Origin of the sequence: Acinetobacter sp. SwsAc2 (assembly GCF_013391465.1) — a bacterium.
Taxonomy (GTDB): domain Bacteria; phylum Pseudomonadota; class Gammaproteobacteria; order Pseudomonadales; family Moraxellaceae; genus Acinetobacter; species Acinetobacter johnsonii.
Genome location: NZ_JACBEZ010000006.1, coordinates 54,081 through 80,393 on the forward strand (window position 1 = coordinate 54,081; position 26,313 = coordinate 80,393).

The window sequence follows — 26,313 nt, forward strand, 5'->3', positions numbered from 1 at the left end:
CAGTTCAACTTGTTGATGAGTAAAATTTAATTAAAAAATTTGTGTGAAATTAGGTATCTAAGATGATTAAAAAAGCCATTTTACCCGTTGCTGGTTTAGGCACCCGTTTTCTGCCTGCCAGTAAATCTATCCCTAAAGAAATGGTGACTGTGGTCGATCGTCCTGCGATTGAGTACGTTGTGAAAGAAGCTGTCGCGGCGGGTATAGAGCAGATCATTTTAGTCACGCATTCATCTAAAGCATCGATTGAGAACTATTTTGATCGTAACTTTGAGCTTGAAACAACGCTTGAGCAGAAGCAAAAATTTGATTTACTCAAAGAGATTAAGGATATTCTGCCTCCACATGTCAGCGTAGTCAGTGTGCGCCAGCCGCAACCCTTAGGACTTGGACATGCAGTTTTATGTGCAAAGTCGATTGTGGGAAATGATGATTTCGCTGTGCTGTTACCTGATGTTCTAGTTAAAGATGCTGATCTAACTAATGATTTGAGCTTAATGATTCAGCGTTTTAATGAAACAAATGCTTCACAAATTATGGTTGAAGCGGTGCCTGACCATTTGGTTGATCAGTATGGTATTGTTGATGTAGCTTCTGTACCCAATGAAGGTCAAAGTATAGTGATGCAAGGTATTGTTGAAAAACCAGCAGTGGGTTCAGCACCGTCTAATTTATCCGTGGTCGGACGCTATATTTTGCCCGCTGAGATTATGCAACTTTTGGAACAAACACCGAAAGGTGCGGGTAACGAAATTCAATTAACCGATGCAATTGCCATGCTACAACAGACCAATACTGTTGAAGCCTATCGTATGAAAGGTCAAACTTTTGATTGTGGTAGTAAACTGGGTTATTTAAAAGCTGTTTTGCATTATGGGGTCGATCACCCGAAGTTGGGTGAGGCATTTAAAGCGCTTATCCAAGAGCTTTAATGATCAGCGGGAAACTCTTATGAAAGTTGCAGTATTTGGACAAACCCTGTATTCAGGTGTTATGGCGGCATTGCTAGCTGAATGTGGACATCAGGTCTTTTGGTGCGATATCTTAAAAAGGTCGGCTTCAGAGCAAGCCTATACACAAGATGATGCTGTTATCAATCTACTCCATAAGCAAGAAAAAAGTGGATTTCTGCAATACTGCAATTTTAATGCGATTCCTCTCGATATCGATGCTTACTTTTTTAGTCTGAGTCCGACAGAAGAATCGCAAGGCATTGAAATTTTAAAAGAACTCAAACAGCGCCCTATTATTCATCCTAAATTGATGATCAATGCCTCGACTTTAGGGTTACACGGCACTGAAAAATTTGAAAAAATCTTAACGGATGATGATTGGGTATATTTGCCTGACGTGATCCAAGAGGGTAACGCTTTGCAAAGTTTACTACAGGCTAAACAGTTGACTGTAGGTTGCTCAAGCGAAACAAGCCAAATTAAAATTCGAGAGTTACTTCGCCCATTATTTCCAAGAGAACAACAATATTTGTTTATGCCCGTTTTAGATGCCGAGTTTACTAAACTTAGTGTTTCAGGCATGTTGGCAACCCGCATCAGTTATATTAACGATTTAGCTGTGGTGGCTGAAAAGCTAGGTATCGATATTGAGTATGTACGTCAAGGCTTGGCGGCGGATAGTCGAATCGGGGCTTCATATCTTTATCCAGGTGCTGGCTTTGGCGGTGAAAACTTCTCTCATGATGTCTTAACATTGGCAAATACTGTTTCGGGGACTGGAGCGAAGAGCCAATTATTGGCACAAGTTTGGGATATCAATGAGCAGCAAAAAGAAATTCTCTTTCGTAAATTATGGAATTATTATCATGGGGATTTAGCGGGTAAGGTGATTGCGATTTGGGGTGCATCATTTAAAGAAAACACGTCTCGCATTCAGCAATCTCCAATTCATGCCATGTTAAAAGCGCTTTGGGCACAAAATATGGTGGTCAAATTGCATGATCCTCAGGCATTGGCCGAAATTGAAAAACATTATGGGCATCGAGAAGATTTGATTTACTGTACCAATCAATATGAGGCCGTTGAGGGAGCACATGCTTTGTGCTTATTAACCGCTTGGAAGCAGTACTGGAGCCCTAATTACCCAGAATTACTCAAAAAAATGCAGCACCCACTGATTTTAGATGGTCGAAATATTTATGATCCATGTTATGTCAAAGCCCAAGGCTTTGCCTATCAGGGAGTCGGGCGATGAAGAATCAAAATAAACCGTATCCCGTCGAAGATATTAATACAGCCATTGCCCGACTGCAGGGCTTGAAAGCTCATTTTGAACAGCATCATCTGAATGATCTTTTTGCAGATGATTCGACTCGTTTTGAGCAGCTCTCTGTCGTATTAGAGCCGATTATTTTTGATTTTAGTAAACATCGTATTGATCGAACCGTAGTTGATTCTTTAGTACAGTGGGCGCAGGCACGAGATTTAACCAATCGGATTAAAACCTTATTTTCAAGTACAGCGATTAACTATACTGAACACCGTTCAGCCATGCATTGGGCGTTACGTTTACCAAAATGCGATCAACAGCATCAAGCTATTGCCGATCAGGTTCATGAACAACTGCAAAAAATGTATGCATTGGTCAACAAAATTCACGAGGGCCAATACCGGGGTGCGACGGGTGAAGTGATTCAAGATGTGGTGAATATTGGTGTGGGGGGATCTGACCTAGGACCACTGATGGTCAGCCATGCATTATCTGACTTTAAAAAATCGACACAAAAGCCTTTAAATCTGCATTTTGTTTCAACCATAGATGGCAGTCAGCTTTCAGAACTTCTGCATAAGCTGCGTCCAGAAACAACCTTGTTTATTATCTCGTCAAAGTCATTTGGTACGATTGATACCCTCTCCAATGCGCAAACGGTACGTCTGTGGCTTGAAAAAGCATTAGGTCAAGAGGCTCAAACCTTAAAGCACCATTTTATTGGTGTCTCGACCAAGCCTGAAAAAATGACTGCTTGGGGTATCGCGCCAGAGAATCAATTTTTATTGTGGGATTGGGTGGGTGGTCGTTATTCTTTATGGTCGTGTATTGGACTTCCAATTGCTTTAACTATTGGAGTGAATGGATTTAAGCAGTTTTTAGCGGGTGCTTATGCCATTGACCAGCATTTTCAAAATGCCTCTTTTGAGCAGAATATTCCTGTCTTGATGGGGCTTTTAGGGGCTTGGAATAATAATTTCTTAGACATTCAAACCCATGCTGTTTTGCCTTATGACGGTCGCCTCAAATACTTTGCTTCCTATCTACAGCAGCTTGAAATGGAATCGAATGGGAAGTCGATTCAACGCAATGGTGAAAAGGTAGAATGGGATACTTGTCCGATTGTGTGGGGAGAGGTTGGACCAAATGCACAGCATGCATTTTATCAGTTGTTGCATCAAGGGACACATTCGGTGAGTTGTGACTTCATTGCACCGATACAACGTTATAACGCAAATCAGTTTACCTATGTGGATAATGCTGAGGCGTTAATTGAACAACATCATTTAGCACTTTCCAATTGTTTAGCACAGTCACGTTTATTGGCATTCGGTAATCAAGCATTGGATCAAAATGAATTAGCTTCTTTACCTGAATATAAAAAATATGAGGGCAACCAGCCAAGTACAACTATTTTAATGCAGGAACTTAATCCTTATAGCTTGGGCATGTTGATTGCCATGTATGAACATAAAGTATTTGTACAGTCTGTACTTTGGAATATTAATCCTTTCGATCAATGGGGCGTTGAAAAGGGCAAGGAAATTGCCAATCAGTTACTGCCGATTTTAAATGGGCAACAACAAGATTTATCTGCTTTAGATGTTTCGACTCAGGGGTTGTTAAAAATTTTATTAGGAAAATTAGATGGCTAATATTTTAGTAACTGGTGGGGCAGGTTATATCGGTTCACATACCTGTGTTGAACTCCTTGAAGCTGGACATGATGTGATTGTTTTAGATAATCTCTCAAATAGCTCGGAAGAGTCATTAAAACGTGTTCAGGAGTTAACTGGAAAAACGCTTAAGTTTATTCAGGGCGATATACGTAATCAAAGTGATTTAGATCAAATTTTCTCTCTGTATGCTATTGATGCTGTGATTCATTTTGCAGGGTTAAAAGCGGTAGGTGAAAGCCAGCAAATACCACTGACTTACTTTGATAATAATATTTCAGGATCAATACAGCTGGTTCAAGCAATGGAACGTGCCAATGTATTTAATTTGGTATTTAGTTCTTCAGCAACAGTCTATGATGAAGGGAATATTTCTCCTTTGGATGAATTAATGCCAACAGGTATGCCATCCAATAATTATGGTTATACCAAGCTGATTGTTGAACAATTATTAGAAAAGCTTTCTATTGCTGATGGGCGTTGGTCAATCGCACTTTTACGTTATTTCAATCCAGTTGGTGCGCATAAAAGTGGTCGTATTGGCGAAGACCCACAAGGTATTCCAAATAATTTGATGCCTTATGTGACGCAAGTTGCGGTTGGTCGTCGTGAAAAACTTTCAATTTATGGCGATGATTACGATACGGTTGATGGTACTGGTGTTCGTGATTATATCCACGTTGTAGATTTGGCAAATGCGCATTTATGTGCATTGAATAATCGTTTGGCAGCTAAAGGTTGTAGAGCTTGGAATGTGGGAACCGGTAATGGTTCGTCTGTTCTGGAAGTGAAGAATACTTTTGAGCGAGTGAACGGCATGGCTGTTGCTTATGAAATTGCACCACGCCGCTCAGGTGATGTGGCAACATCTTTTGCGAATAATGCTCGAGCGGTGAGTGAACTGGGATGGAAACCAAAATATAAACTAGAAGATATGTTGGCAGACAGTTGGAATTGGCAAAAGCAGAATCCCACAGGCTACAAAGCATAATTTTCTATAATATTTTTCCGCACAATAAAATAGGCACTTAAGGTGCCTATTTTTATATTTAAAACCGAGAAATTAATTTTGAATCAACCGAGTCAATTCATCAACATAGTCTTGCATCGGCTTTGGATGTTGGTCTAAACGAGTTTCAATATTTAAACGTAACAGGGGCTCTGTGTTTGAAGCACGTACGTTAAAGCGCCAAGCACCAAAATCTAAACTTACGCCATCTGTGTGGTCAATACTTGGATTTTGATCTGCGAAATGGTCAAAAAGCTTTTGAATCGTGATTTGAGTATCTGCCACTTTAAAATTGATTTCCCCAGAGCAAGGGAATTTAGTGATCATCTCTTCAACCAATGAGGACAATGATTGTCCAGTTTCAGACAGTACGGAAACAACCAACAACCATGGAATCATTCCACTATCGCAATAAGAAAAATCGCGGAAATAATGGTGTGCAGACATTTCACCGCCATAAACAGCATTGTGCTCACGCATTTTGTCTTTAATAAAGGAATGTCCTGATTTAGACTGAACAGGGATACCTTGATATTTCTCTACGACATCAAAGGTGTTCCAAATTAGACGTGGGTCATGGACAATTTTTTCGCCTGATTGTTTGAGTAAGAAGGCTTGTGCTAAAAGGCCAACAATATAATAACCTTCAATGAACTGTCCTTTTTCATCAAACAGGAAACAGCGGTCGAAGTCACCATCCCATGCAATACCCATATCCGCACCATACTGAATGACCGCCTCACGGGTGCTATTACGGTTCTCAACCAGAATTGGATTCGGAATACCATTTGGGAAGTTACCATCCGCTTCATGGTGAATCTTGATAAATTCAACCGGAATGTTTACAGCTTTAAATTTGTCTTCAATTGCATCAATCACATGCCCTGCAGCACCGTTTCCGGCATTGACGACCAGTTTTAATGGGCGAATTTTTTTCGGGTCGATATAGGTCATTAGATGATCGACAAATTCAGGCACGATATTATATTTTTTGCTTGTGCCTTTTTCTGCAACCTCATTAAAAGTACCCGTTTCAGCCAGCGCTTGAATTTGTTTTAAACCTGTATCGGCACTGATCGGGCGGGCATTTTCACGCACCAGTTTCATGCCGTTGTAATCCATTGGATTATGACTGGCAGTGACTTCAATACCGCCTTGAACGTCCAGGTGGAATGCTCCAAAATAAACTTCTTCCGTACCGGTCATGCCTAAATCCAAGACATTCACACCTGCATCATTTAAACCGCAAATAGTGGCCTGTTTCAGGCCCTCACTGCTGAGACGAATATCACAACCGATTACTACTGTTTTAGGTTGATAGATCTGTCCATAAGCCCGGCCAATTTTGTAGGCAATGTCTTCATTTAATTCTTCACCTAATTTTCCACGAATATCGTAGGCTTTAAAGCATGTGAGTTTGGTCATGTGATCTCTCGAGATTCCTGAAAATAATTTTCAACTTTAAGGTATTTAAACATATGGTAAGCATTTGCTGAACCTCACTTTTCCTTCTATATTTGGTTCTAGATAAATCCTGTCGCTTGATGTGTTTGAACAATAAAGTTTTAAACTTATGATTTAATAAAATCAATGAGTTAAAGAATTAGATCATTAAGAATTTTACATTAAAGTCTTAAACTAAGTTCAAGGTTTTAATTCTTTTTTAGACAATAAAGTTGTAAACTAAAGAAGACCAAAGCACCCTTCATGTGGATTTTTTGTGAAAACAGTCAATGATATTTGGCGTTGAACATTTAATAGTGGATGTTGGTTCTCAATAATAATCTGTCTATTAGTTCCATGATGTTTTATAAGGTAAACATAAAACATCTCCTTAAGATTTGAACAACTAAGAGCAATATCATTCTCACTTTCAGGCTCATAATAAGCTAATAAAGGCGCAAGCAAAAGAGCTCTTTCCAAAACCATTTGGAACAATAAGTAAACTAGGCCTTATTAGGTAAGATGTCAGGTTCAAAAGTTCGATTAGATATACCTTTGACATTTTCTAGTTGAATTTTTTAAAGCTACAATTACACTCGTTTGATTTCCAGTAAATCTAATTATCAAAAATTATACAGTAAAATCAATAAATAACACATTTCATCTATGTCCGGAGATAATTTTGGTTATAGTTAGACTAAGAATGTAGATGCTTATAAATGCGATTTGCCCATCTTTCTAAATCTTCAATAGCGACTTTTTGACCCTCATCAATACGTGGATGATTAAATCTGACGTGTTGAATTGCTATTTTTTTGATAAAGCTATTCGGCCAATTAAGGGTTTTTTGAACTACAAATTTACGAATTTTTTTATAATCTTCTTCCCAACAGTTCAGATCTTTTAGCTTTAATAATTGGGTTGAAAGACGAGTCGCATTATCAGATGTATCAACCTCTAGTAAAATGAAGTGCTGGCCTTGATGAAGAAAATGCACTTCAGCAATACAGCGTGGTTTATCATCAACCTTTAGATGTTTGGTAAATCCTTCTACTTCAGGCAAAACCTTTAAAGTTAGTGTGTATTGAATTCCGTACTTTTCCTCAAGTTTATAAAGCATCTGTATAAAAGCTGAGAAACGGTCTAGATATAAATGAGCATCATTGGTTTGATCCTTTGCACCCTCAAAATCACCAGCTTTAACTGAACCACCTATCACTGGTTCATCTGCATTAACATCGCCGATCAATTCATCAATATACTCTTGGGCATCATCAACGATAACAGCATTTTTTGAGCCAGTTTTATCTGCAACTTTCCCAGTTTCAAATGGATCATCAAAATCAAGTAAAGTGGTTGGACCATCTACAATAGTAGGCTTATTGCTAGGCGTTGCTTCTTCCTCATCATTGAGTTTGGGTTCTGCATGATTCGGTTTCGGTGGTATGGTACTGGTATTACCCGATTTTTTTGCTGCTTTAGAAAATTTATCATTATGAAAATAAACTGGTTTATTAATATGGGTAGAGAGCCCAGAAAAGCCAATGATTTCATCAATCTTAAATGTATTGGTTAAACTGTCGTAATAACCATGTGCCTCGATGTTTACGTCTGTTAAATTTGGAGGAATGAAACTAAAGTTCCATGTTCTTACCTTATTATTAATGCTTTCAAAGGCTTGACACTGTTGAGCGATGCTTTCATATGAAGCTCTTATATTTTTATTTAGAAGTAGATATGCAATGAATCGACGAAACCCAGGTTTATTAAAATGAGAAAGTCCAAGTGAACGTTCACATGATGGAAGAACATTAATTAGGTAATGATCAGTCTTGTTCTGAATATCAAAGTCGTCTTCCAGCACGTTCAACTCAAGCGCAGATCGAGTGAGGTAAGCATTCCGGAAGAACAAAGCTCTTGCTAACTCAAGCTGTGGCAATTGAATATGGACCTGCTTGACAGTTTGTGCTTCATTTGAAAAGGTTGCCAGAGCATCAAACCCGAAAAACTGAAATTTTGATTTAGACTGGACAAAAGACATCCACTCTGCTGGTAAAGGACATCTAAATTTTAGGTGAAATCCAGACTTTCGATGCTCATTTTTGGTGGAGTTGATAATTCGACGTTTGGCCAGCAAATGCATGTGGGAAAATGAGGTGTTATATTTTGCTTTAGACTCTTGGGTCTCTCCCCACAGATTAATAAACCAGGGTTTATCATCATATTTAAATAGTTGTCCTATGCCTGTAATCAATGTATCTAAAGGAAAGCTTTTAATATGCATAAATCTTCTTCTCACAAATCATATTTAGGAAAATTTGGGCTTCTTGCGTAATCCTTTCTTTACTTAATCCTGCAAGTCGCAAAATCCGCCATTTATCTTTAGTACTGGATTCTGTATAACCAAGCCTGATCATAGCATGGGTAATTCTCCGTATTTGATAAGCAATTGTATCTTCAGAATAAGTTGAAAGAAATTTGGAGCTTAAAGGTAGTTGGTGCAAATTTTTGGAAATGGAATTTCCTTTGGATAATTGATGGAGAAACCAACTCTTTGACATTCTCGGACAAGCTAAGTCATCATTTGAACGGTATAAAACTTTAAATAATTCTTTGGTTATTGAAAAATCACGTATGGACCAATTTATTTTATTTTTTCTAATTGGGGGGCATGATATATGTTTTGAATTAAATGCCAATAGCCAATTTCGATCATTTCTATAAAGCCACATATAAATTGCTGAACCTGGTTTAATGTTACGGCCAGTTTTTACACCATGCAGTAGTACTATATCTTGCCACTTCTGTCGTATCTCTTCTTTTTTTATAGAGGGGGCATCATCAGCAAAAATAGGTCCTTTTACAAAATATAGATTTGCTGGAATCGAGCTGACATATTGCAGAATGTCTTTAGGTGCCATCTCAGGTATAAACGAGGACCATACAATACAATGTTCTAAAAAACTAAAGGTTTTACGATGCTTTCTAAAAATAGTTTTGAGCCAAGAAGAATCTTGATCAGGATCAATACCTAAATTTTTAGAATCAAGATAATCGCATGTAAATTTCTTAATCACTTGCTCATAAGTTTGCTCATGACAAACATGATTCCCTCTACGAAAATTCTTTGCATCAGCCATTTCCAAATAGAATTTAGTCCATTTTTCGTGGCTTGGAGTTGGTTGAGGATCAAGTCGTAATAACTCTACAGCCATTTGCCCTAGTATGAAATCTTCCTTGTAATAGGGATGAGGAGTGTCCTGATTTTGATTGGGTAATAAGGGTAAGAAAAGATGTCGATGCTGTTGTTGAATATAATCCTGAGACAGAAGTGAACAATTATGTTTCAGGCATATTGAAAGGTTGGGTAAAAACCAGACCTTATTCCAGAAATACTCCCCATAAGTTTCTCGTTGTTGCTGTATACAGATTGGGCAGTAGTGGAGTTTGGTGTTGTTGGGGACTCGGGAAGCATTCAGACCAAGCATAAGATGAATAGATCCAGATGCCTGCTCAGCCATTAAAGCGATTGCTTTCTGTCGATGGGATTCCTGAACAAAGGGAGCATATAGGCCAAACATAGTGTGTTTATAAATTAGGTCTATTAAACTAAAATGACCAGTTTGCTGTAATAAATGTACGATAGCATTTAAATGACTAGGCAAATCTAACGTAGCAACGACTTTTCTATCTTTGAAGACCTCATCAAGTAGCTGTTTAGGACTTTGAATACCATGGTGTAATCCAGCACGGGCGATGGTACTGTAAATTAGTTCATCGGGGAGCGGTGTTGGAAAATTCCACATGATTCTTATCCCATGCTATGACAATAGGTCTGACATTTGCAGAATTAAACCGTGATGGTCTAATTGGGTATAAATATTTTCTGAGTTGGTTTGATTCATCGAAAAAATATGACGAAGATCTATATCCTCCAGCTCATTCCAGTGTTTTAAGCTAATCCGTTGGTTTTTCTTTTTGGTTACTGGAATTTGAGACGTTGTATTATCTATCTCCATTGTCTGAATAATATCAGCTAAGAGCTGTTGTCTGGATATTTGGGGTTTTAACGCTACAATTTGTTGAATGGCAAAGAGGATAGAGTCTGATGGAAACTCATCTTTTAGCATCAGATAGACACGTCGTTGATCATCATTACTCAACTGTTTTAAGGCTCGGTCTTCTTCAGATTCAACGGTAGTTGCGGAGATTTTCTGAATAAGATGAATAATTTTCTTATCCATATCGGGTACAGCCAAGTCAGAGAATTGAGCGATTCGCTCAGGTATTCCTGAACGTAATGCACTGAGCATAGGATGTACAAGTTTCAGTTCATCCTCATAAACACGTTTCAGTAGCTCTACAGTAATCGTTTCTGCTCCCGTTGCGAGAGCACGTAATTGAGCTAAAATAAAAATTTTCACTACAATATCGAGAATACCTTGGCTTAGATCAAACCAAGTATCACGAATCTCATCACTTAAAATAGGGTTTCTTTTCTGCAAGTATTGCAATTTCCAAAGCGTATTGGTAAATCCAAACCATTCAGGATTTTGACTAGTTTGATCAGGTAGGTATTGTGATATTGGGTTCCAAAAAATAGATCCTAAGCCAGCAGCACGTCGACTGGAACGTAGATCAAGATCAAAAATGTCTCTTGCTTTAGGTGTCCCCACAAAAAGTACAGGAATACCAATGGTATTGCTCATGGTGACAAAAAAGTTGAGCATTTTCTCTGAACCACCAGACTTTGCCCGACTCAAATGTTGAATTTCATCAATGACTAAGAGACCTAAAGCAAACATATTAGCTGTTTGAGCCATTAGTGCAAGCATGGTTTCTACGCCATGTCTTTTCATACCATACTTTTTCTCATAATTTGAACCGATGACTTTATCAATTGCTCGGAAAAAATTGAGACAAAGCTCTTTAAGCGATCCATCATGGGAGCAATCTATTTTTAAGTAGACGATCTGATGACGATTTAATGTAGGGTGAAAAATGACTTGAGGATATGTGTTTAGTATTCTTCGTAAAGATGTCGTTTTACCACTACCTGAACACCCAATGATGGCCATGCTATGAGCAGTTGATTCAGCTCCATCAAAGCGTTTGGCATCTAAGTCACCTTTTTGCAATCTTTCATAACCATTTTGTAGGTGCTGTTGCAACTTTCCTGTGTTTGGATTACGGCCGACATATCCTCCACGAATCATGAGAGAAATACGCTCACTCAGTAGCATATGCATTGCTAAAGGTTGGAAAAATGAGCCTGTAATCTGATGGATATTATGGGCTCGAATAACTCGTTTTTGCTTTAGATCGTCAAGGGTAGGCGTTACTTTTGAGATGAGATTTTTTGTATCTTCAAAAGGTTCCTGAATAGGAGGTAAAGCTTCGATGAACGGGTTATCTTTATAAGCCTGAACACCTGTGTCCTGATATTCTGCATTTCTTATTATATCAATTGTCATGATTGATCATCCTCATCATCAAAAAGACCTGGAACGAACTGTGGGTAGCTTGACTCATCTTGTTTCGGCTTAAATGAAATAATTGTTCCCTGATTTTTAGGCTGCTTATCAGGTTTCAAGTAAGTATTAGAAAGTTTTTCATTTTCACGAGCAGAATTTTTATTCGATTTAATTTCAGATAAACGCTGGCGATTGGATACACCAGAGTTGGTCGCCATTTTTTTGGCTTCTGCAATGGTGTCACGAATAAATTGATCTAATTCTCTACGAGCAGTTTTACTATTATCTTTTTCAATTGCATGTAGATTTTTTTCTTGATCTTGTATTTCCCAGACTTGCCAAAATGACATACCTGTAAATTGACGACTTTTAGTTGATAAAGAACATTCCCAATAGATCGTACTATCATGTTTTGGGAATAAATATATCTTATCTACACAACTGGGATCGTAGGCAGCTTGGAGATCCTGTGGGCGAGTGACTTCTTTACTACGATGTAACCAGCCTTCTTTGAGTATCTCTGATCCAATGTAATACAGTCCCCATAAATTGACGCCAGAAGTGGAAATAGAAATTTTCTTACGAGGCAGTATCATGATCCGTAAAGTATCTGGATTTACAGTACGAAGATGGCCTGTACGGTTTTGAATTCCCCAGTTCCATATGTGTAATGGGATAGAGGGTAAGTCTGGTGGAAAATCTGCATCTCTGTCATAAGTATCCAATACATGATGCTGATTCCGATAAAGTATTGTCTTTAAAATCATCTTGGAAAAGGCAGAAATGGGTACAACCGCATCAAGACGGTAATCACTTTCGCCATGTTTTTGAATACGATTCCCTTTTACTACACCAGGGGCATAAGGTTTGAATTCTGCTTGTAATGTTCTAAAATAACGTTCAACAATACCTTTCGCATCCCCTCGATAAGCAGGTGCATTTTCAATACGTATATTATAACCATGGATTAAGCGCTCGACCTGATGGCTCATCATTTCACCACGATCAGCAAGAATGGTATCAGGCAAACCTATGGTCGGCCATTGTTCTGGCTGGATATCAATTCCAAGTAATTTGCACAAACTGACTTTATCACTGCAAGCATTGACAATTGCCTGCATGGCAACAACATATGATGGATTATGAAACCCAATATAGAATCCCACGACCATTCTGCTAAAAACGTCAACCACTACATATAGGATAGGACGACCTAGAATTCTGCTTCGATCATCATCAGCAACTAAATAGATATCGGCAATAGTTGCATCAATCTCATAACGACTACCAGGTCCAATTGTATTCGCTGTAGCAGTCCCACTTAATGGTCGTACATCTTTTTGAAAGTTTAGGACAGATGTTCTGGCCTCTATTCTTTGCGGAAGCTTGTATTCACGTTTGTAGAAATGATCAAACTGTCTACGTGTTGGAATATCTGCCTGTTTTATACATGGGTAATGTTGGACAAAAAGTTCTTCAAATTGTCGATGAGCAGATGTGATATTAATTTTCTTGTCATTTAATAATTCAGATTCAACTATTAACCTAAAGAGCCTTTCAATTTCTGGCGTAATTTTAATACCAGTTCCGTCACCAAATTTACGCTTTGCCCCTGACTTTTTAGAACCTACCAAGGTTCTTGGCTTACCTGGTGCACCAGCATTTCTATAATCTGGTAATAAAGCATTTGGAATTTGACCTCTTTGCCAATAGCGGCGTAGGTATTTGTATATTGTGGCTTTAGTTACAATATTTGTCTGTTCTACTAAACGAATCCGCTTAGCCCTAATCTCTTCATCAAAACAGCCTGTATCATATACAATTGGTTCAATAATTCGGTAAGCCTGATCACGTTTTTCAAAAGTGACTGAGTTTACAGGTGGCTCTAGAGACTTAAGATACTCAAAAGGGTCTGAACTTCTAAATAAGCGTTTTTCATCAATCCATTGTGAAAGTTGCTCTTCAAGAACTAAAGAGGGAACGCCTTTGGCTTCCTCCATATGAATCCATATGATTTCGCCAGATTGAAAGAATAAAACCCGATAGTGGCTTTCATCAAATTTAACGACCTCATTGATTTGCCACATAAGACACCTCTAAATCAAACACTAGGTCAGACCCTTTTAATTTATCGAATGGCTGTTGGATATCAAATTTAATTGAACGATTTGCTATAAGTGTTCTTAAATATTGTAGGGTCATTCCAGCCGTAGTTCTTTCCTGAATATCAACCTCTTTACAAAGTTTAATGATAGAAATCCCTGGCTTTTTTGAAAAATAATAGAAAATTGAATGTAGTTTATCCCAGATATCAGGATCTAAATGTTCTACAATAAAGGGACTTAACCATTCGAGATTTTTTCGGGCAGTTATAGGAATATTTTGTTCCGTCACAATACTCCACGGGATTTCTTTGAGTTTCCAGTAACGACGTTCAATTTCAAGTTTTTCAATTGTCCTTTCTTTTAATAGCTCTTTTAAAGGCTTTACCTGAATCGCAAACTGAGGCTTGTTCTTATCATTTGTATCAATCAGAAAATTGGAACTCATGACTTGTTCTGAGCCCTGTATGCTGGGATGTCTCAAACCATGCTCTAAACAGATTTCTCTTGTGTCATCTATATTCAAAGGAAATTGTTCCCGAATATCCTGAACAGAACTAGACCAATCTAAAATCAAAAAAACATACAGTTCTAAATTAGAAAGTAAATGATGAACTCTTTGAGTTTTATGAGAGTAAATACGATGAGAGACCCCACGAGAGGGTACATCCTGAATAGTCAGCCATGGTTGGTAATCTTTTCCCATACCTTGTCCACGACCATCTTTTATTCTTTTGCTAATTTGTTCTTGTGTGAAGAATCTCGGTGCTCTACTCATAGAAAAACCCAGCCTACTTTTTAATCAGTATAGCTGGGTTTATCCAGTTTACAACTTTAATGTATAGTTTAGAACTATATTGTTACAGTTTAGAACTTTAATGGTAGGTTTAAAACTATATTGTCCAAAAACACAATACCCAGCCTTTATTTAAATAATTATTCTACAGTGACCGATTTAGCGAGGTTTCGAGGTTGGTCGACATCCGTGCCACGAAGGACTGCAACATGATAAGACAGCAGTTGTACAGGTACGCTATAAACAATTGGAGCCAGTATTGGGCTAATGCTTGGTACATAAACCACATGCTGACGGTCTTTGGCTTTAATGCCACTATTTTCATCGGCAAAGACAAAGAGTTCACCGCCACGAGCTTGAACCTCTTCCATATTGGATTTGAGTTTATCGAGCATGTCATCTTTCGGTGCGAGAATGACCACAGGCATGTCATTGTCGACTAAAGCGAGCGGACCATGTTTAAGTTCACCTGCGGCATAGCCTTCAGCATGGATATATGAAATCTCTTTGAGTTTCAATGCCCCTTCGAGTGCGATCGGGAAATTCGTGCCACGACCTAAGAATAAGCAGTGCTGCTTCTCTACGAAAAGTTCAGATAAACGTAAAATTTCAGGGTCATTACGTAAGGTATCTAAAATCACTTTGGGTGTATGCCAAAGTTCAGCCGTAATCTCAGCCACATGTTGTACAGAAATGCTCTTCTTAACTGTACCGATTTTTAGGACCAATAACATCAGTGCTGCAAGCTGCGTGGTAAACGCCTTGGTCGATGCTACACCAATCTCAGGACCCGCCAGTGTAAGCAAACTATGATTGGTCTCACGTACCATAGACGATGTTGCGACATTACAAATAGTCATTGTAGTAATGTCAGCACCTTTTGCTGCAGCACGCTTTTGGGTATCACGCAGTGCGGCTAAAGTGTCAGCGGTTTCACCAGATTGTGAAATACAGACATAAAGCGTGTGATTGACAATGACAGGGCTGCGATAGCGGAATTCGCTCGCAATTTCTACTTGGCACGGTAGATCAATCAGTTGTTCAAACCAATATTTGGCAATCATCCCCGCATGGTAGCTGGTCCCACAGGCAATGATTTGGATTTGCTGAATTTTTTGGAAATCAGCAACTGCATTGGCAAGAAAGTCTTCACGCAGTGCATTGCCATCTAGGGCTTGAGAAATGGTTTGTTGAATCGCTTCGGGTTGCTCATAAATTTCTTTGAGCATGTAATGCTTATATTCACCTTTAGATGCATTGCTGACGGCAGCATCTAATTCTTTGATTGGGCGCTCGACCCGTTGACCAGCGACAAAAACTTCAATGCTATTGCGGGTTAAACGAGCAATATCACCTTCTTCAAGGTAAATAAAACGATTGGTAATAGGTAGTAAAGCCAATTGATCTGAACTGATAAAGTTTTCGCCAATACCGACTCCAATGACCAAAGGTGAACCTTCACGCACGGTAATCAGTTCATCGGGGTGGTCAGTATGTACAATACCTAGTGCATAAGCCCCTTTAAGCTGAGGCACGACTTGTTGCACAGCTTCCAGCAAGCTTGGAGTTGACTTTAAAGCATCCTTCACCAAGTGAGCGACCACTTCAGTATCGGTCTGTGAGGTAAATACATAGCCTAAAGCTTCAAGATCATCTTTAAGTTCTTGATAGTTTTCAATAATGCCATTATGGACTACAGCAACATCGCCTGAAATGTGCGGATGTGCATTATCTTCAGTGGGTTTACCATGGGTTGCCCAGCGGGTATGCGCAATACCCAGAGAACCGAGAATATTGGATTGATTAACGGCTTCTTCTAAATTTGAAACTTTACCGACACGTCTTTCGCGTAAAACTTGACCTTGATTGACCAGCGCTAAACCCGCAGAGTCATAGCCACGATATTCAAGGCGCTTTAAACCTTCAATTAAAATATTGGTAATACTACGTTCTGCAACGCCACCGACAATACCGCACATAATTTAATCCTCTTATTTCTTCATCTTTTGTGGACGTTGATAGTTTTCTTTTTCAACTTGCTTAGAGCGTTCTACCGCTAAACTATTCTCTGCAACATCACGGGTAATGGTGGAGCCCGCACCGACGGTTGCCCCATTGCCAATCGTGACAGGTGCAACCAATGAGCTGTTGGAACCAATAAATGCAGCATCACCAATGATGGTTTTAAATTTATTTGCACCATCATAATTACAGGTAATGGTCCCAGCACCAATGTTCGAGCCTGCACCAATTTCAGCATCACCTAAATAGGTAAAGTGGTTGGCTTTTGAACCGAAGCCAATGCTGGTGTTTTTGACTTCAACGAAGTTACCAATATGCACTTCAGCCGCCAGTTTTGCACCTGGGCGTAAACGAGCAAAAGGACCAATCTGCGCATCTTCACCAACCATAGCATTATCAAAGATGCTATACGGCTGAACTTTTGTACCTGCTGCGATCTTGGTGTTTTTGATGATACAACCTGCACCAATTTCTACATGGTCGCCGAATTCACATTCGCCTTCAATAATCACATTGATGTCGATGCGTACGTCTTGCCCAACGGTTAAATTTCCACGAAGGTCAAAGCGACTTGGGTCAATCAGATGAACACCTTGCTGCATGAGCTTTTTGGCTTGATCGGTTTGGAATTGGCGTTCTAATGCGGCGAGCTGAATACGATCATTCACTCCTTCAACTTCGAAGGCTTGTTCAGGCTCCACCGATGCGACTTGCATCCCATCAGCTAAGGCCATTGCTACAATATCAGTCAGGTAATATTCACCTTGCGCATTGTTATTGCTGAGTTTAGGTAACCATTCGTGCAATTTGGCATTGCTGACACAGTAAATACCTGTATTAATTTCTTTAATCTGGTGCTGCTCTGTGGTCGCATCCTTATGTTCAACAATCGCCTGAATCTGACCATTCTCACGAACTATACGCCCATAACCTGTTGCATCGGCTAAAGTTAAAGTCACTAGACCAATGCCTGTCTCAGCAGTTGCATTGAGTAATTTTTGTAGTGTGTTTTGAGAGATGCAAGGTACATCGCCTGATAAAATCAGTGAGCTGCCTTCCTGCGGAAGGACAGGGAGTGTCATTTGCACTGCATGACCTGTTCCGAGTTGCTCAGCTTGTTCCACCCATTCAATCTTTTCATGAGTAAACATTTCTTGAACTCGTGCACCGCCGTGGCCATAAATTGTAATAATATTGGCTGCATTTAATTTTTTTGCAGTGTCGATGACATGACCAAGTAAAGGACGTCCTGCAAGTGGTTGTAGTACTTTGGGTAAAGAAGAACGCATACGTGTTCCTTTACCTGCAGCAAGAATAATAACAGTCGTTGACATGTTGTAATCCTAAAAATGGCCTAAGCCACAGTGAAATAAAAATAAATCCAAATACAAAGTGCAGCCCATAGTCCTGCAATCAGGTCGTCGAGCATAATACCAAAGCCACCTTCGACTTTTTGGTCAATGACACGAATCGGCCACGGTTTCCACACATCAAAAATACGAAATAAAATAAAACCCAGCAGTAGCCAGAGCCAATTCATTTGCCCTAAATACAGGACAGGCAAAAAGGTGATGGACTGGCCAGCAAACTCATCCCATACAATACGCCCATCATCATGGACGCCCATCACTTTGGCAGTATGCCCACAGATATAAATGCCAATTAGAGACATGAGGATGATGGCAATAATGGTGTTCGATAAGCCAATTGCAAGCCAAATCGGGACGAACAGCAGTGCGAATGCAGAACCAAACGTTCCTGGTGCTTTGGGTGCTAGCCCTGAGCCAAACCCTACACCACAAAATACGATGAAACGGTCATACCAAGACATCTGACGAAAGAGGATAGGGGGCTTATGCAAAGTGTTGATATCCATTAAATTGCAAGGAATGGTCTAAGCTATTTTGTTGAAAACGCAGACCACTTTCGGCATCAATTTTTCCAATGACACTGATGCTGCTATGGTTTTGTTGTTGCAAAAGTTTTTCATAATTCTGCGGACTTATTGTAAAGCATAATTCATAGTCATCGCCACCCGCCAAAGCATATTGCCATTGTTGTTCTCGTGTTAAATCTTGTAGCGTGGTATTGATGGGCAATTGATCAAGCTGTAGGGTCGCGCCCACATGGGATGCTTTTAAGATATGACCGAGATCTTGTGCTAAGCCATCCGACACATCAATCATACTGTGCGCTAAGCCTTTGAGTGCTTGCCCCAGTTCGCAGCGTGGGGTAGGGTAGTCCAAACGGTGTTGGAGAGGGTGGCCTAAGTGCTGCAGGGCAAAAGCAGCATCGCCGACAGTACCACTGACACAAATCAAATCACCCACTTGAGCGGCAGAACGGGTGACGGCTTGACCGATATCGACCCAGCCCAGTGCAGTCACGGAAATGGTGAGATGTGGGCTTTGGGTGGTGTCTCCACCAATTAAACTCACGCCAAATTGATCACAGCAATCATATAAACCCTGACTAAAACCTTTAAGCCAGTCATGATCAATTTGGGGTAAGCTCAAGGCCAATAAAATACTCTGAGGTTTCGCGCCCATTGCGGCGATATCAGATAAATTGACCGCGACAGATTTCCAGCCAATCGCATGTGGGCTGGTATCAAGCGGGAAGTGACGTCCAGCAACCAAGGTATCGGCACAAATGACCAATTGTTGCTGTGGTGGTGGTGTGAGCAAGGCTGAGTCGTCACCGACGCCTAAATCGACAGAATGAGGACTCTTACGATTAAAATAGGTATCAATGATCGAAAACTCAGCCATACAACAAATCTACTACTGTGAGTTCGCTTGTTGCTTTTCTGCTGCACGTAAAGTTGTTGCTAAACGATCTAATACACCATTGATGTATTTATGGCTGTCTGCACCGCCAAAATGTTTAGCAAGCTCGATCGCTTCGTCTAAAACCACGCGATATGGAATTTCAAGATGTTCCTTGAGTTCATATGCGCCTAAACGAAGGGTCGCAAGTTCAACGCCGTCAAGCGCAGAAACTTCGCGATCAAGCACAGGGATTAAGAGCGCATCCAATGCTTCATGATTGGCAACCACTTGGGTTAACAATTCATGATAATAGCTCAGATCCACTTTGTGCATGGCATTTTCCACACGCGTACGTGCTTCGATCTCATGGACTGGATTGTGGCTCATTTGCCATTCGTAAATTCCTTGTACAGCAAAGCGACGTGCTTTACGTTTTGCTGCATAAGTTGCTTGCAATGTTTGCGACATAGCGTTAAATAGCCTTTAACAAGTTAACCATTTCAATTGCAGTAAGAGCAGCTTCGCCGCCTTTATTACCTGCTTTTGTACCCGAGCGTTCAATCGCTTGTTCAATACTATCCGTAGTCAATACACCATTAATCACTGGAAGACCAGATTCTAGGCCAACCACGCCTAAACCTTTGGCACATTCACCTGCAACAAAGTCGAAGTGAGGTGTGCTACCACGAATCACAGCACCCAGTGCAATAATGGCATCGAAGCGTTCAGACGCCACTAATTTTTTAGCCACGACAGGAAGTTCCCACGCGCCTGGTGCATGAACAACAGTGATATTATCCTCTGATACACCATGACGTTTCAATGTATCAATTGCACCTTCTAATAGATGTTCGACAACAAAACTATTAAAACGACCCACTAAAATCGCATAACGGCCTTCGCTAGCGAGATGTAACATACCTTCAATACGGCGAATTGCCATAGCAACCTCGATGATTTTTTAAGTTGTTTGATGTGCGGTGATATATTCCACCACTTCTAAATTAAACCCAGAGAGTGCATTAAATCGTAAAGGTGAGCTCAAAAGCTTCATCTTTTCTACGCCTAAATCACGTAAAATTTGTGCGCCCACCCCAATGGTTTGGTACTGCTGAGATAAAGCAGCATTGGATTTGGTTGTTTTTGGTGCTGTAAGGCTGTCTAAGGCTGGGCCTAAGTCTTGTAAATGACGCTGGCCAATCCAAACCAAAACACCCCGATCGCTGCTTGCGATTTCTTGCAGCGCTTTGTCGAGATTCCATGCGGGCTCGCCGTCTTTTTTGTTGAGTTTGAGCAGGTCACGAACAGGGTTGAAACCATGGACACGAACGGTGGTTACTCCTTCTTTTGGTTCGCCTTTCACCAAAGCCAAGTGAATATCTGGATTGCCTAATTCGCGGTAACGATATAAGTCAAAAGTGCCATATTCGGTATCAATGCTTTGCTGATCAATCCGTTCAACGGTTTGTTCATTGGTCATACGATAGTGGATCAGATCCGCGATGGTACCAATTTTTAAACCATGCTTTTCAGCAAAAATTTCAAGATCGGCACGACGCGCCATCGTGCCATCTTCATTGATGATTTCACAGATGACCGATGCAGGCTCTAGACCCGCTAGGCGAGATAAATCACAACCTGCTTCGGTATGACCTGCGCGGTGTAGAACGCCACCAGGCTGCGCCATCAATGGGAAAATATGTCCTGGTTGAACGATATCTGATGGTTTTGCATGTGCCGCTACTGCCGTTTGAATGGTATGCGCACGTTCTGCAGGTGAAATCCCTGTAGAAATACCTTCTGCCGCTTCAATGGAGAGCGTGAAGTTGGTGCCATGTTGTGCGCCATTGGCATCGACCATCAATGGAAGATTCAATTGTTTACAGCGATCACGGCTGAGCGTTAAGCACACCAAACCACGTGCGTGGGTGATCATAAAGTTGATGTCTTCTGCGCGAACATGGGTCGCTGCGATAACTAAATCACCTTCATTTTCACGATCTTCGTCATCCATCAGGATGACCATTTTACCTGCACGGATATCTGCAACTAGCTCTTCAACGGTATTGAGCGGCATCAACCTTCACCTTCATCGTTGTCGCCATGGACGACATATCATTTGTTTTCATTGGCACATAGTTTAAGCTTTTTTCAGGCTTTTGCCTATGTGCGAATCATTTCCTTGAGTCGTCCATTGTTATACACAGTCAGTCCCAGCTTGAAAAGATGCCTTTATTTTAAAAAGCTGAAATGTGCTTAGTCTTTAAGCGATTGAAAAGCATAAAAAAGAACAATCTTATCGAAAATAAGGCAATCGACGTAGTAAATAAGGGGTCTAGACAAATGTTGTGCTAGGGGCGGCGTGTAGTTGAGCGTTGGAGTACCTTCTTTTTTGAATTTGACCATCAGGTTCAGTTTTAGCAGGGCACTGCAACTAATGAATCAGGCCGGGGTGGATATTTGCGTTCACTCATCGGGTGGAGGATGAGTCAAAAAATATTAAATATGCCGTAGTGAATAATCAGACGATTCGTCATCTATTTTTGATTTGTACTATAATTCTTCTTTTTTTAATCCTCTGGATTATTTCTTCTGTGATGTCCTTACTTGCTCAATATTTTGCACGGCAACAATTTTGCGTATTGGTTGAATACTTAAGCGCACACCAAGCCCAGTGGTCTGTCAAAACTGAATTTTCAGGCTTTCCTGCGGCTATGACGCTGGCCGATCGGGTGCATGCAGATGACGATGAAGCTCCTTTGCAAGTCGCCAAACAGTATCCACAAGAGATTGAAAAAGTCATTCACTTTTCTGGGAAGGCACGGGATATACAAGACTTTGAGCAGTTTTTGCAAGATGCAAAAACACAGGGTCAAAAGAACCTGTTGCTCTTAACGGGTGATAAATTAAAACAGCACTGCTATAGCCACGACCTAGAACCCCGAACACGTTATTTGGAGTCTGTGAATGCTGTCATGGAAGCCAAACGCCAAGGCGGTTTTCATATTGGTGTCGCGTTTAATCCGTTTAAATATGCGGAAGCGGAAAAAGAGGCGCAATATCTGAAACTGCATAAAAAGATGAAAGCAGGGGCGGATTATGTGATTACCCAATTGGGCTATGACATGGCTGCTTTACAGGATGCGCATGCATTTTTGGCGCGGTATCAGTATGCTCAGAAAATTTTAGCTTGCGTCATGCCACTGACCTTGGCACGGGCCAAGTTTATGCTGAAACATAAAGTGGCTGGTATAGTGATCACCCCGCATATGTTGCAGGTGTTGCAACAGGAAAAAGAACAGGGTTTAAGTGATGGCGTTTATGTGCGCTGCGCATTACAGATTCTAATGTGTCGACATTTGGGTTTTGCGGGGGTGCATTTATCGGCTTGCCATCAGCCTGAAGAACAAAGCTTACTGGAGCGTTATATTGAAGAATATCGGCACTTGAGTTTTGCTGAGTGTGAACGACTTTGGAATACGCTTTGGCAGGTGCAAACCGGTACAGAGTTTCATCCGAAGCTGGCTTATTATTCACGGCCTGCGACATCGAGTCAGATTATTAAGTACCAACATCTGCATTTGATGCATGATGCTTTATTTGAATCTAAACTGGCCAAAGGAGTGGGGCGGTTTATTTTTAATTTTAATGTTTGGGATCGAACGAAAGCCAACAATGCATTACTGAAAACGGAACATTTGAGTAAGCATGCGGTGGTGGGCTGTGAGAGTTGTGGTCAATGCCGTTTAGGCGAGACCCTGTACATTTGCCCAGAAACTTGCCCCAAAGGCTTGGCTAATGGGCCTTGTGGTGGAACCAGCTTAGACCGCTGTGAATTTGGTGACCGTGAATGCATTCATTCCGTCAAAGCACGCTTAGCCAAAGCGGTTGGACAAACAGCGATTTTAAAAGAAAAGCTGATTCCGACCGTGTCGATTGCGGTACGTGGAACCAGCTCTTGGAAAAATTGGTATGTGGAGTCTGCAGACTAAAATCAGCTGTCCTGATCCATAGCATTTGAATAGAACTTTTCTCCGAGTTTGATGCGCTCACGGCCTTGGCTCATGCGCCAGCGGTTGCTATCCCTCAGTGAATACACACAGCCGCAGTACTCTTGTTGATAAAACTCTTCACGTTTGCTGATGTCCAGCATGCGTACCGCACCGCCATGTTTGCGCCAGTTATAGTCCCAGTAGTGAATGCCTGCGTAATGTGAAGCAGAACGGTGCCCGCACTCATTGATCTGCTGCATATTCTTCCAACGGGAAATACCGAGAGAGCTGCTGATCAGGCTAAAGCCATGTTCTGCCGCATATAACGCTGTCCGTTCAAACCGCATATCAAAACACATGGTGCAACGAATGCCTTTCTCTGGCTCATTTTCCATACCTTTAGCACGTGCAAACCAGTTGTCTGTGTCGTAATCACAGTCAATAAATGGAATGTGATATTTTTCTGCAAAGCGAATATTTTCTTCTTTGCGAATCAGATATTCCTTTACAGGATGAATGTTGGGGTTATAGAAAAAGATAGAAAAATCGATACCCGATTCAATCAGGGTTTCCATGACTTCACCTGAGCAAGGCGCGCAGCAGGAATGCAAGAGCAGTTTGTCATGACCTGTGGGGAGGCTAAGTTTCTGACGTTCGAGCTTCGACATATTGAATGGTTTTTATCTATTTAAACCAGACAGTTTAAAACGTCTAACGAGCGGATCAACGGCGATTGGATGAAGAATTCTCAGGATGAGCTGATGAATTTTCATGATTAAAATCGACTTTGGCAGATGATAAAAACCTGTATTGAGCGCTGAAGATGAGTAGAGAGAGAACATTTGAGAGGCCCAAACTTGCATAATGGAGCGAGATTCGTCATCATTTAATCAAAGGGTGTTTAACAGTTGTGTTAGATAGGTATTCGTTGAAGGCGGGCCACTTCAACAGCAAGAAAGAGAGTATCTAGCTGTGCTTCATTTTTTTACTACGCCTTCCAATAAGGAATTGGAGTGTCGTCATAACTTTCAGTATGAGACCGATATGCGTTTGATCCAACGCTGTAAATTCCTTGAAGATCAAGATGAGAAAAAAGCCATTCAACATCTTTTAAAAGAACGGGGTTATACCAAAGCTGAGATTTTAAAGCTCACGATTGATGGTTAAATCTAAGATCTAAAAAAAGCTTCCTAGTCGGAAGCTTTTTTGTTTTTGTATGCTCTGTTTTGTATTTCATCAGTTTGAGAGACAAGCGACTTTTATTCGATGTTTACATAATGCTTCACGTGGAACATAAAAAAGCCTGAAGACTAGGGCTATCCGAAGTTTTACTCGCCAGTACTTTATGCTTTTTCAGCGCTTTAGCCTGCTCAATTTGGATAGAAGATCAGAATCATCAGTTCTCAATATTTGAGCTGAATTTAACTCAGGTACAAGAGCATGCTGCTTGCTGTCACATGATTTCATTATATCAAAGTAGACATATCACAAGAGTTCGATGCATAGCCACGAGTTAAATAGGACAGTTGGTGGGCTGGATTCGGTCGTTGTACCTCTCAAAAAACTGAAGGAATCACGCTTCAACCTAGGCATGATTAAGAGATGGGCTTAAAAGTCATCCACAGTTATAAAAGAAAGCCTTACTTCTCGATTGGCGCACATGTACGGATCATGAAGATTGTGAATTTGAATGCTTAAATTTTTTCATTCTCTGTAAATGGGGCGAGTGTTTTTGTTGCAGATCATAGATATTAAAATGAAATAAACTAATTAAAAATATATTAAGGTGAAAAAAAATAAGTGAATCTCACTTTTATAGGTTAAGCTATACCGTATTCATCAAGATTAAAAAATTGGGCCGCGCCAGATGTTAGAACTCCGCCATTTAAAAACCTTAACCGCTTTAAGAGAGCATGGCTCATTGGTTGCTGCCGCAGGGGATTTGTGTTTAACCCCTTCAGCACTATCGCACCAGTTGCGTGAGCTTGATCAATGGTTTGGCGTGGAGGTGGTGAATCGTCGCAGTCGTCCTGTCAGTTTTTCGAATGTTGGACAGCGTCTATTAAAGCTAGCGGATGAGGTGTTACCACAGGTACAAATTGCACAAAGCGACATTACCCGTATCGTACATGGGCAAACAGGACGCATTACCTTTTCTTCTGAGTGTCATAGTTGTTTTGATTGGTTAATGCCGTTGTTAAATCAATATCGTCAGCAATATCCTGATGTTGATTTGGACTTTGCTTCAGGCTTTGAGGCGAACCCGCATGAGTTATTGCAGACGGGTGAGTTTGATTTATTGATTACAGCCGACCCGATTGCGTTAAAAGGGGTAGAATATTTCCCAATTTTTGAGTACGAGTCACGTTTGGTCTTATCCAATACCCATCCTTTGGTTCGCGCTAAAGAGATTACTGTACAAGAGCTTGCCGAAGAGACTCTTATTACCTATCCAGTTGATAAACATCGTTTGGATATTATGTCGCGTCTGTTTATTCCAGCCAATATTCTGCCAAAACAAATCCGTACCACCGATCTGACTCAAATGTTGATCCAGTTGGTGGCCAGTGGTCGTGGTATTGGTGCGTTGCCAGACTGGGTAGTGAATGAATATGAACAAAAAGGCTGGGTGACTTCACGTCGTTTGGACTGTGTAGCACCTGAAGGTTTGCGTCGTACTCTCTACGCTGGATATCGTACTGAAGAAAAAGAAAAAGACTATTTTGAAGGCTTTTTAAAGCAGCTCGATAAATTTGCCAAAAAAAGAGCGCAATACTATATCTAGTTGAAAAATAAAAAGAGGAG

21 protein-coding genes are annotated in these 26,313 nt (G+C 40.5%); 7 read left to right on the forward strand and 14 right to left on the reverse strand.

The features are described from left to right. Positions 1–62: 62 nt before the first annotated feature. The 4 genes from galU to galE are packed head-to-tail and all read left to right on the forward strand — an operon-like array spanning position 63 to position 4,890. The gene (galU, locus tag HYI04_RS04325; protein ID WP_178895895.1) at positions 63–932 is read left to right on the forward strand and encodes a UTP--glucose-1-phosphate uridylyltransferase GalU; all 870 of its coding nucleotides are present in this window, start codon (positions 63–65) and stop codon (positions 930–932) included. Positions 933–951: 19 nt separating this feature from the next. After that, positions 952–2,208 (forward strand): UDP-glucose/GDP-mannose dehydrogenase family protein, encoded by a 1,257-nt coding sequence (locus tag HYI04_RS04330; RefSeq protein WP_178895896.1) that lies wholly within the window; start codon positions 952–954, stop codon positions 2,206–2,208. After that, positions 2,205–3,878: a glucose-6-phosphate isomerase gene (pgi, locus tag HYI04_RS04335; protein ID WP_178895897.1), complete on the forward strand. Its 1,674-nt coding sequence runs from the start codon at positions 2,205–2,207 to the stop codon at positions 3,876–3,878. Before HYI04_RS04330 ends, pgi begins: the two co-directional genes overlap by 4 nt. Further along, positions 3,871–4,890 carry a UDP-glucose 4-epimerase GalE gene (gene galE / locus HYI04_RS04340; RefSeq protein WP_178895898.1) on the forward strand — a complete coding sequence of 340 codons (1,020 nt, stop codon included), beginning with the start codon at positions 3,871–3,873 and terminating at the stop codon, positions 4,888–4,890. Before pgi ends, galE begins: the two co-directional genes overlap by 8 nt. A gap of 72 nt (positions 4,891–4,962) precedes the next feature. Here the strand turns inward: galE and HYI04_RS04345 are convergent, their stop codons facing one another. From HYI04_RS04345 to ribBA, 13 genes are all read right to left on the reverse strand, one after another. After that, positions 4,963–6,333 (reverse strand): phosphomannomutase CpsG, encoded by a 1,371-nt coding sequence (locus HYI04_RS04345; RefSeq protein ID WP_178895899.1) that lies wholly within the window; start codon positions 6,331–6,333, stop codon positions 4,963–4,965. 715 nt (positions 6,334–7,048) lie between these two features. Continuing rightward, positions 7,049–8,635, reverse strand: a complete 1,587-nt coding sequence (locus HYI04_RS04350) for a Tn7-like element transposition protein TnsE (protein WP_178895900.1) — start codon at positions 8,633–8,635, stop codon at positions 7,049–7,051. Next, positions 8,625–10,157: a TnsD family Tn7-like transposition protein gene (locus tag HYI04_RS04355; RefSeq protein WP_178895901.1), complete on the reverse strand. Its 1,533-nt coding sequence runs from the start codon at positions 10,155–10,157 to the stop codon at positions 8,625–8,627. The genes HYI04_RS04350 and HYI04_RS04355 overlap by 11 nt, the downstream gene beginning before the upstream one ends. 15 nt (positions 10,158–10,172) lie before the next feature. Continuing rightward, complete coding sequence (locus HYI04_RS04360) at positions 10,173–11,825, reverse strand: ATP-binding protein (protein WP_178895902.1); 1,653 nt, start codon at positions 11,823–11,825, stop codon at positions 10,173–10,175. Next, positions 11,822–13,912 carry a DDE-type integrase/transposase/recombinase gene (locus HYI04_RS04365; protein WP_178895903.1) on the reverse strand — a complete coding sequence of 697 codons (2,091 nt, stop codon included), beginning with the start codon at positions 13,910–13,912 and terminating at the stop codon, positions 11,822–11,824. Before HYI04_RS04365 ends, HYI04_RS04360 begins: the two co-directional genes overlap by 4 nt. Then, on the reverse strand, positions 13,896–14,705 hold the full coding sequence (locus HYI04_RS04370; RefSeq protein ID WP_171355043.1) for a TnsA endonuclease N-terminal domain-containing protein: 810 nt from the start codon (positions 14,703–14,705) through the stop codon (positions 13,896–13,898). The genes HYI04_RS04365 and HYI04_RS04370 overlap by 17 nt, the downstream gene beginning before the upstream one ends. A 158-nt stretch (positions 14,706–14,863) precedes the next feature. Further along, complete coding sequence (glmS, locus tag HYI04_RS04375; RefSeq protein WP_094148730.1) at positions 14,864–16,702, reverse strand: glutamine--fructose-6-phosphate transaminase (isomerizing); 1,839 nt, start codon at positions 16,700–16,702, stop codon at positions 14,864–14,866. Positions 16,703–16,714: 12 nt separating this feature from the next. Continuing rightward, entirely contained in the window at positions 16,715–18,079 is a 1,365-nt protein-coding gene (gene glmU / locus HYI04_RS04380) for a bifunctional UDP-N-acetylglucosamine diphosphorylase/glucosamine-1-phosphate N-acetyltransferase GlmU (RefSeq protein ID WP_178895904.1), read from the reverse strand. Between the two features lie 20 nt (positions 18,080–18,099). Beyond that, complete coding sequence (locus HYI04_RS04385; RefSeq protein ID WP_004983912.1) at positions 18,100–18,621, reverse strand: phosphatidylglycerophosphatase A; 522 nt, start codon at positions 18,619–18,621, stop codon at positions 18,100–18,102. Next, positions 18,599–19,516 carry a thiamine-phosphate kinase gene (gene thiL / locus HYI04_RS04390; RefSeq protein ID WP_178895905.1) on the reverse strand — a complete coding sequence of 306 codons (918 nt, stop codon included), beginning with the start codon at positions 19,514–19,516 and terminating at the stop codon, positions 18,599–18,601. Before thiL ends, HYI04_RS04385 begins: the two co-directional genes overlap by 23 nt. 12 nt (positions 19,517–19,528) lie before the next feature. Further along, positions 19,529–19,984, reverse strand: coding sequence for a transcription antitermination factor NusB (gene nusB / locus HYI04_RS04395; RefSeq protein ID WP_004983920.1), 456 nt, complete (start codon positions 19,982–19,984; stop codon positions 19,529–19,531). 4 nt (positions 19,985–19,988) lie between these two features. After that, positions 19,989–20,459 carry a 6,7-dimethyl-8-ribityllumazine synthase gene (gene ribE, locus HYI04_RS04400; protein WP_004684294.1) on the reverse strand — a complete coding sequence of 157 codons (471 nt, stop codon included), beginning with the start codon at positions 20,457–20,459 and terminating at the stop codon, positions 19,989–19,991. An 18-nt stretch (positions 20,460–20,477) separates the two neighbouring features. Next, complete coding sequence (ribBA, locus tag HYI04_RS04405) at positions 20,478–21,593, reverse strand: bifunctional 3,4-dihydroxy-2-butanone-4-phosphate synthase/GTP cyclohydrolase II (protein ID WP_178895906.1); 1,116 nt, start codon at positions 21,591–21,593, stop codon at positions 20,478–20,480. 520 nt (positions 21,594–22,113) lie between these two features. Here ribBA and HYI04_RS04410 point away from each other — a divergent pair. After that, positions 22,114–23,508, forward strand: a complete 1,395-nt coding sequence (locus HYI04_RS04410) for a methylenetetrahydrofolate reductase C-terminal domain-containing protein (protein WP_178895913.1) — start codon at positions 22,114–22,116, stop codon at positions 23,506–23,508. Between the two features lie 2 nt (positions 23,509–23,510). Here the strand turns inward: HYI04_RS04410 and HYI04_RS04415 are convergent, their stop codons facing one another. After that, entirely contained in the window at positions 23,511–24,176 is a 666-nt protein-coding gene (locus tag HYI04_RS04415) for an epoxyqueuosine reductase QueH (protein ID WP_178895907.1), read from the reverse strand. 376 nt (positions 24,177–24,552) lie between these two features. Here HYI04_RS04415 and HYI04_RS16890 point away from each other — a divergent pair, with 376 nt between their 5' ends. Both HYI04_RS16890 and HYI04_RS04420 read left to right on the forward strand, forming a co-directional pair. Continuing rightward, complete coding sequence (locus tag HYI04_RS16890) at positions 24,553–24,675, forward strand: hypothetical protein (RefSeq protein ID WP_004684300.1); 123 nt, start codon at positions 24,553–24,555, stop codon at positions 24,673–24,675. Between the two features lie 700 nt (positions 24,676–25,375). Beyond that, the gene (locus tag HYI04_RS04420; RefSeq protein WP_058952405.1) at positions 25,376–26,293 is read left to right on the forward strand and encodes a LysR family transcriptional regulator; all 918 of its coding nucleotides are present in this window, start codon (positions 25,376–25,378) and stop codon (positions 26,291–26,293) included. Positions 26,294–26,313: the final 20 nt, after the last annotated feature.

Coding starts and splice junctions, on each gene's coding strand:
- glmU (WP_178895904.1), bottom strand. CDS start 18,079: ATGTCAACGACTGTTATTATTCTTGCTGCAGGTAAAGGAACACGTATG.
- HYI04_RS04370 (WP_171355043.1), bottom strand. CDS start 14,705: ATGAGTAGAGCACCGAGATTCTTCACACAAGAACAAATTAGCAAAAGA.
- ribE (WP_004684294.1), bottom strand. CDS start 20,459: ATGGCAATTCGCCGTATTGAAGGTATGTTACATCTCGCTAGCGAAGGC.
- HYI04_RS04360 (WP_178895902.1), bottom strand. CDS start 11,825: ATGACAATTGATATAATAAGAAATGCAGAATATCAGGACACAGGTGTT.
- HYI04_RS04365 (WP_178895903.1), bottom strand. CDS start 13,912: ATGTGGCAAATCAATGAGGTCGTTAAATTTGATGAAAGCCACTATCGG.
- HYI04_RS04350 (WP_178895900.1), bottom strand. CDS start 8,635: ATGCATATTAAAAGCTTTCCTTTAGATACATTGATTACAGGCATAGGA.
- HYI04_RS04410 (WP_178895913.1), top strand. CDS start 22,114: ATGTCCTTACTTGCTCAATATTTTGCACGGCAACAATTTTGCGTATTG.
- HYI04_RS04355 (WP_178895901.1), bottom strand. CDS start 10,157: ATGTGGAATTTTCCAACACCGCTCCCCGATGAACTAATTTACAGTACC.
- HYI04_RS04415 (WP_178895907.1), bottom strand. CDS start 24,176: ATGTCGAAGCTCGAACGTCAGAAACTTAGCCTCCCCACAGGTCATGAC.
- thiL (WP_178895905.1), bottom strand. CDS start 19,516: ATGGCTGAGTTTTCGATCATTGATACCTATTTTAATCGTAAGAGTCCT.
- glmS (WP_094148730.1), bottom strand. CDS start 16,702: ATGTGCGGTATTGTCGGTGGCGTTGCAGAACGTAGTATTACCAATATT.
- HYI04_RS16890 (WP_004684300.1), top strand. CDS start 24,553: ATGCGTTTGATCCAACGCTGTAAATTCCTTGAAGATCAAGATGAGAAA.
- nusB (WP_004983920.1), bottom strand. CDS start 19,984: ATGTCGCAAACATTGCAAGCAACTTATGCAGCAAAACGTAAAGCACGT.
- HYI04_RS04330 (WP_178895896.1), top strand. CDS start 952: ATGAAAGTTGCAGTATTTGGACAAACCCTGTATTCAGGTGTTATGGCG.
- HYI04_RS04420 (WP_058952405.1), top strand. CDS start 25,376: ATGTTAGAACTCCGCCATTTAAAAACCTTAACCGCTTTAAGAGAGCAT.
- pgi (WP_178895897.1), top strand. CDS start 2,205: ATGAAGAATCAAAATAAACCGTATCCCGTCGAAGATATTAATACAGCC.
- HYI04_RS04345 (WP_178895899.1), bottom strand. CDS start 6,333: ATGACCAAACTCACATGCTTTAAAGCCTACGATATTCGTGGAAAATTA.
- galU (WP_178895895.1), top strand. CDS start 63: ATGATTAAAAAAGCCATTTTACCCGTTGCTGGTTTAGGCACCCGTTTT.
- HYI04_RS04385 (WP_004983912.1), bottom strand. CDS start 18,621: ATGGATATCAACACTTTGCATAAGCCCCCTATCCTCTTTCGTCAGATG.
- galE (WP_178895898.1), top strand. CDS start 3,871: ATGGCTAATATTTTAGTAACTGGTGGGGCAGGTTATATCGGTTCACAT.
- ribBA (WP_178895906.1), bottom strand. CDS start 21,593: ATGCCGCTCAATACCGTTGAAGAGCTAGTTGCAGATATCCGTGCAGGT.